The 4,533-nt window shown below is 69.5% G+C and carries 5 protein-coding genes; all 5 read right to left on the reverse strand.

The window, feature by feature from the left end:
• Positions 1 to 19: 19 nt before the first annotated feature.
• The gene (locus ABD151_RS12720; protein WP_343994894.1) at positions 20 to 1,624 is read right to left on the reverse strand and encodes an ABC transporter substrate-binding protein; all 1,605 of its coding nucleotides are present in this window, start codon (positions 1,622 to 1,624) and stop codon (positions 20 to 22) included.
• A gap of 56 nt (positions 1,625 to 1,680) precedes the next feature.
• A complete protein-coding gene (locus ABD151_RS12725; protein ID WP_343994896.1) occupies positions 1,681 to 2,673 on the reverse strand; it encodes a hypothetical protein in 993 nt (330 codons plus the stop codon).
• A 203-nt stretch (positions 2,674 to 2,876) separates the two neighbouring features.
• Positions 2,877 to 3,641 carry an enoyl-CoA hydratase/isomerase family protein gene (locus ABD151_RS12730; protein WP_343994898.1) on the reverse strand — a complete coding sequence of 255 codons (765 nt, stop codon included), beginning with the start codon at positions 3,639 to 3,641 and terminating at the stop codon, positions 2,877 to 2,879.
• Positions 3,638 to 4,042 carry a VOC family protein gene (locus ABD151_RS12735; RefSeq protein WP_343994900.1) on the reverse strand — a complete coding sequence of 135 codons (405 nt, stop codon included), beginning with the start codon at positions 4,040 to 4,042 and terminating at the stop codon, positions 3,638 to 3,640. The genes ABD151_RS12730 and ABD151_RS12735 overlap by 4 nt, the downstream gene beginning before the upstream one ends.
• A partial coding sequence (locus ABD151_RS12740; protein WP_425571916.1) for an AMP-binding enzyme occupies positions 4,039 to 4,533 on the reverse strand: 495 nt, incomplete at its 5' end. The genes ABD151_RS12740 and ABD151_RS12735, both read right to left, overlap by 4 nt.

Genomic DNA, 4,533 nt, shown 5'->3' on the forward strand with positions numbered 1-4,533 from the left:
TCGTCCAACGGTGGTGGGCTCAGTCCTTCCAGGCCTGGGAGAAGAGCACCATCGAGTTGCCGGCGCCGAGCACGCCGCGCACGTTCTCGTTCCACAGCACGGTCTCCGCGTAGGGGCCGAAGACCAGGAACGGCACGTCCTCGTTCACCTTCTGCTGGATCTCGTCCATCACACCGGCCTGCTCCTCGTAGGTCGGGGCGACCTGGAAGCGCTCGAGCAGCGCGTCCATCTCCGGGCTGGTGTACGAGCCGTAGAGCTGGGTGCCGGTGCTGTGCATGATCGCGAACATCTTCGGGATCGGGTCGGGCTCACGGAACGAGTGGCCCCATGCGGAGACGTCGTAGTCGCGGTCCACGGCCACCTTGGTGATCAGGTCGGCGACGGTGCGGGTCAGCTCGGTCTCCACCTCGAAGCCCACCGCCTCCAGCAGTGCCTTCACCGCGAGCGCGGTCTCACGCGACGCCGGGTCGGAACCGTCGACGTAGTGGATCTTGCCGTCGAAGCCGTCCGCCTTGGCCTCCTCGACCAGCTTCTTGGCCGCCTCGGGGTCGTAGGCCAGACCCTCGGTCTCGCCGTGCCAGCGCGAGTAGCCGGGGAAGATCGTCGGGCTGCCGCCACCGGCGCCGTTGAAGGCACGCTCGGTGAGCAGCTGGGTGTCGATCGCGAGCTGCATCGCCTTGCGGATCCGCGGGTCGGCCCCCGGGCGGCCCTTCTCGGCGTTGATCAGCGCGCTGTTCTGCGCGGCGGTCATGTTGACGATGCCGTGCGGGTCGCCCTTCAGGGCGTCCTCGACCTGGTCGGGCTCACGGATGAAGGCGACGTCGACCTCGCCCTTGCGCTGCGACTCGATGGCGGTCAGCGCGTTCGGCAGGTAGACGAACTTGACGGCGTCGAGCTTCGGCGCGCCGCCCCAGTAGTCGTCGCGGGAGTCCAGGGTCAGCGACTCCTGGGGAGCCCACTTGCCGAGCGTGTAGGGACCGGCACCGATCGGCTTGAAGGTCTCGCCCTCACCCGAGCCCTTGCCCACGATCATGCCGGGACCGGTGGTCAGGATGCCGGGGAACTGCACCCACGGCTTGGTCAGGGTGTAGACGACCGTGGAGGAGTCGGGGGTCTCCACGTTGGCCACGTTGGCCTTCCACAACGCCGCCTCGGGGGCCGGCATCGAGGCGTAGCGCTCCTGGCTGGCCTTCACCGCAGCCGCATCGAGGGTGGAGCCGTCCGAGAACAGCACGCCGTCGCGGAGCTTGAGGGTCCAGGTCTTGTTGTCCTCGGTGCTGATCTCCTCGGCGAGCTGGGGCACGAAGCTCTGGTCGGAGGCGTCGTAGCGCATCAGCGAGTCGTAGATGTTGAGCATCTCCGAGCCACCGGTGGTCAGTGCGGCGATGGTCACCGCGGGGTCGAGCGAGCGCGGCTCGGCGAAGGACGCCATGGTGAGGGTGCCGCCCTCGACCGCCGTGCCCTCCTTGTCCTTGCCGAGGTAGCCCTCCTTGATGCCGGAGAGGTCGACGGCCTCCTGCTTGCCGCCGTTGCCCGACTCGGCGGAGGAGCAGCCGGCCACCAGGGTGGCGGCCAGGCCCACGGCCAACAAGGCGTGGAGGGTGGTGCTTCGGGGTCGGATCATCCGAGCCTCCTTCGGTGCAGCCCGAACGGACGGGCGGTGGGTGAGAGGTGGTGCGGTCACGCGGGGATCTGGTCCACCGGGGCTTCTGCCGGGTAGGACGTCGGGGAGATCGCGTAGGCGTCCTTGAGGACGGCGACGAAGGCGTCGTCGGTCAAGGGGTCCGTGGGCTCGTCGAAGGCGATGCCGCGTTCGCGCAGGTCACGGATCAGCAGGTCGAAGATGATCTCTTCGGTGAGGTCGTCGGTGTGGTCGTAGTAGCGGCTCACCTCGGCCAGGTCGTCGAAGACCCGGGCGCCGTAGTGGAACAGGAACCGCATCTCGTCGGCGGCGTAGGTGCGCAGCACCTGCTCGCCGTTCTTGATCGACCAGCCATCGCCGTCGGCCTCGATCACGCTGTCCAGGCTGAAGCCCTCCGGGTTGGCGCGGCGGTCTCGGGGGCCGCTCGCCTCGCCACGGTGGAACATCCGCGGGTTGTGCACCACGACGGCGTCGTTCCAGAACGGTGCCGCGAAGCGCTGCGGTGCGGCCGCGGGCCCCTGCGGCCAGTAGGTGAAGCCGCCGTCCTCGGCGCTGGCGTAGTAGTAGGTGATCACCTGGCCGGTGCGCACCTCCCAGCGGTCGAAGAGGCCGGACTTCGCCATCACCGCGGCGAGCCAGACCGGCAACCGCATCATGTCCATGCCGCGCCAGGCCTGGGGATCGAAGTGGCCGGCGTCGAGGCTGTGGGCCGGCGCGCGCAGGTTGAAGAAGAACTGCGCCGGCAGGGCGTACTTCGCGCCGAACATCTCCTTGACCAGGTTCAGCAGCTTGGAGCTGTAGAAGACGTCCTGCACCTCGTCGTGCAGGGCCACTGCCTGCTGCGCGAAGTATCCCCGGAAGGTCGGCGTGATCAGGTCGCTCAGGCTCAGGTCGGTGCGGGCCTGCTGACCTCCTCCGGCGACGGCGAGGAACTGCTCGGCGCTGGAGAAGGTCTGCGAGGCGATCGAGCTCCACGGACCTTTCTGGCGCAACACACCGAAGAGGCGCTCCTGCTCCTCGGTGGTGTACATGTCAGGCAGCAGTCGTGGTGGCACAACGGGGGTGAAGGCCCGCCGCACGCGATCTGGATGCATCTGTGGTTCCCCTTCCAACACGCTTCTCCTGGCTCGCAATCACTCAGTGGAAGGAGCGGTTGCGATGTGGCGTCGATCACGCTAGGCGGGCGGTGTCGTGAGCCAGGGCCAGGTTTCACTGGGTTGGATCGGAGCGGGGATCAGCCCCAGTTCGGCGAGCGCTTCTCCAGGAAGGCACGTGATCCCTCACGGGCATCAGGGCTCTCCAACACGCCGGGAATGGCAGCGTTGACCCGCTCCCAGGCCTGGGCCGTCGGCAGCTCCGAGGCGTCGCGCAGCAGGCCACGGGTGATCCGGACGGCGTGCGGGCTGTTGGCGGCGACCGCGTGCGCCAGCGCCAGGGAGGTCTCCAGGACGGCGTCGGCAGGCACCACCTGATTGATCAGGCCGAGCTCGTAGGCGCGTGCCGCGTCGATCGGCAGTGCGGTCAACGCCAGCTCGAAGGCCACAGCACGGGGCATCCGCAACGGCAGGAAGGTGCCGCCTGCGCCGGCGACCAGGCCGCGGGCGACCTCGGGCAGGCCGAAGCGCGCGTGGTCGGCGGCGACCACCAGGTCGCAGGCCAGCACCAGCTCGAAGCCACCTGCGACCGCGGTGCCGTTGACGGCGGCGATCAACGGCTTGGTGCTGCCCTCCTGGATCAGCCGCAGGTAGGTCGCCGTCTCCGGACGCTCGGCGGGCGCCGCCTCACTGGAGCCGCCGACCCGGGTGAGGTCCATCCCCGCGCAGAACGCCTTGTCGCCGGTGGCGGTCAGCACGATCGCGCGGACCTCGGGGTTCTGCTCGTGGGCAAGCAGGCCATGCACGATCCCGTCGATCATCGCGGAGTTGAGCGCGTTGCGCTTCTCCGGACGGTCCAGGCTGATCAGGCCGACGTGGCCCTCGGTGTGGTGGGTGACGGTCATCGGTTGGTCTCCATGAGCTCGATCCAGTTCTGGTCGGGGTCCTCGACGGCGGCGACGCGCACGCCGGGCCCCATGGTCGTGGGACGCATCCCGATCCGGAAGCCGGCCTCCCGGCAGGTAGTCACCACCTCGTCGAGGTCGCTGATGCTGAAGGTGCAGTAGCGCATCCCGGCGGCTCCGGCGCGCAGGCCGCCGGGCTCGGGCTCGATGTCGATGCCGCGATCGAGCTGCACCAGCTTGAGGGTGCTGTGGCCGACGTCCAGCAGCAGCAGGCGGCCCACTCCGGGCACCTGCATGTCGCCGCGCACGGGCAGTCCGAGCAGGTCGCGGTAGAAGGTGAGGGATCGCTCGACGTCGCGGACCACGATGCCCAGGTCGAGGCCTGGCCTGGTCAGTCTCATCGGGTCACCTCCAGCGCGGCCAGTCGTTGCGCACGGACCGCGGAGCGCCGGACCTTGCCGGCGTCGTCGCGCAGCGGATGGTCGACCAGCTCGAAGCGGCGCGGGATCTTCGGACCGGCGAGGTGGTCGCGCAGATGCGCGCGGAGGCCTTCCTCGAACCTGGCCGGATCGGTCGCGGGCGCCACCTGGACGACGGCGTGCACGTACTGGCCGAGGTCGTCGTCCGGGAGCCCGATCACCACCGCGCTCTGCACCTCGGGGTGCGCCTCCAAGGCGCTCTCCACCTCGGCGGGGTAGACGTTGACGCCGCCGGAGACGATCAGATCGGTGCGCCGATCCGCCAGATGCACCCAGCCGTCGGCGTCGATCGAGGCGAGGTCGCCGTACCCGCGCCACTCGCCGGTGGCGGCCTCGCTGCCGATGTAGCGGTGGTGGCCGCCGGCTCGGGAGCGGAAGACCAGCTCGCCGACCTCGCCTGCCGGCAGCGGCTC

It is taken from the genome of Nocardioides dubius (assembly GCF_039528155.1).
Taxonomy (GTDB): Bacteria; Actinomycetota; Actinomycetes; order Propionibacteriales; family Nocardioidaceae; genus Nocardioides; species Nocardioides dubius.

Excerpts from the sequence above, each read along its gene's own strand:
- ABD151_RS12720 (WP_343994894.1), bottom strand. The coding sequence starts at position 1,624 with ATGATCCGACCCCGAAGCACCACCCTCCACGCCTTGTTGGCCGTGGGC.
- ABD151_RS12725 (WP_343994896.1), bottom strand. The coding sequence starts at position 2,673 with ATGTACACCACCGAGGAGCAGGAGCGCCTCTTCGGTGTGTTGCGCCAG.
- ABD151_RS12730 (WP_343994898.1), bottom strand. The coding sequence starts at position 3,641 with ATGACCGTCACCCACCACACCGAGGGCCACGTCGGCCTGATCAGCCTG.
- ABD151_RS12735 (WP_343994900.1), bottom strand. The coding sequence starts at position 4,042 with ATGAGACTGACCAGGCCAGGCCTCGACCTGGGCATCGTGGTCCGCGAC.